Genomic DNA, 1,316 nt, shown 5'->3' on the forward strand with positions numbered 1-1,316 from the left:
CTGACAGGTGTAGGTTTTTTACAATTAGGAGGAGTTACAAGCATAAAAGGCATCCACAGGAGTTTCAGGGAAAGAGCTCCAACGCTCAAGATGTATAGGAATATTGTTGAGTAGATTAGCCATCAGAGTCATAAAGCCTTGAAGAAAACAAGACAAATGACGCCCTTTTTTGAGGCTTGAAGGCTGATTTAAAACAATATGTCCAGGGGGAAGTTGTTGAAAATTTGAGGCAAGGGATTGATTTTCGTTAGCACCCCCCAGGAACACCATCCACAAAGTGGCAACAGCCAGCACTAACCACATTCGCTCGGCTCGTTGTGGCGAGATTAGACGTGTATTATGCCATTGCCAGCCATCGGATTTCAAATCGCGATAAACACATTCGGTACTAGAACGTAGTCCATACCAGAGAACGTTTGCTTCTTCGGGTTTGAAGTCTGTCAGAATCAACCACGGGTCTTTGTAGTCTAAATCCCAACGAGCTAGGAGTGTACAAGACAGAGGATTAGTTTTAAAACATACGACTTCGGCAGACCATGATTGTCCACCTTGACGAACCAGATTAGCCAGTGGCTGCCATGTCTGTTGAGAGGGCAAACGATAAGTTCCTTGATGGTTGATACGTAGAAATGGATGCCAGCCTACATTTTCAATTAATTGATACAGCCAATCAGCATACAGTCCTCGGTCAGCGGCAACTATCACCCTAAAGTTTGGTGGAATCACACCTTGAACCACAGAAATCAATTTTTGCCAATGAGGTTTCCAACTTCCTGGTTCTGTGGCTCCGACAATGCACCATGCTACAGGAATTCCCGACCCACCCAATAAGATGTTCATCGACAGAACCGTAAATTTATCCCCGATGCTAGTGGCATCCAATGCCAAAGCAATGTCCTCAACATTTTTCGGTAGTAAACTCAGAATCCACGACAGTAATGGAGCAAAACAACTACTGACATCCAACTGACGACGATGAACTCCTTTTTTAGCTGGGGCTTCTTGATACCATTCTTTTAATCGCTGACGGACTGTGTTCGGCTTTTCTCCGTTAAGCTGAGCGATAAAATGCGAAACTTGGGTTAAGCTGCTAGATTTGGTCATGACTACACCAAAGCTCCAAGTCGCTAAGCCAATCGCTTGAGGTATGGACAGGTGAGGCATTTGTTTGGACACAATACATGACCAATCTTTGAGATGCTTATTTTTCAGCATTTAGGTTTCCCCCCAGCCACGTGTTTCGTTGAATCACCCTTATTTTCGCCTGGTTTAATTGACTTTATACTACCCCGTCGTAAAAAACCTACACCTGTCAG

Annotated in this window: 1 protein-coding gene; it reads right to left on the bottom strand. The window is 44.2% G+C overall.

Features of this window, described 5'->3' with window-relative positions; translation table 11 throughout:
- Positions 1–24: 24 nt before the first annotated feature.
- Positions 25–1,215, bottom strand: coding sequence for a transposase (locus IQ270_RS31680; protein ID WP_228056853.1), 1,191 nt, complete (start codon positions 1,213–1,215; stop codon positions 25–27).
- Positions 1,216–1,316 lie beyond the last annotated feature (101 nt).

This window comes from Microcoleus sp. LEGE 07076, assembly GCF_015207455.1.
Classification (GTDB): domain Bacteria; phylum Cyanobacteriota; class Cyanobacteriia; order Cyanobacteriales; family Microcoleaceae; genus Microcoleus.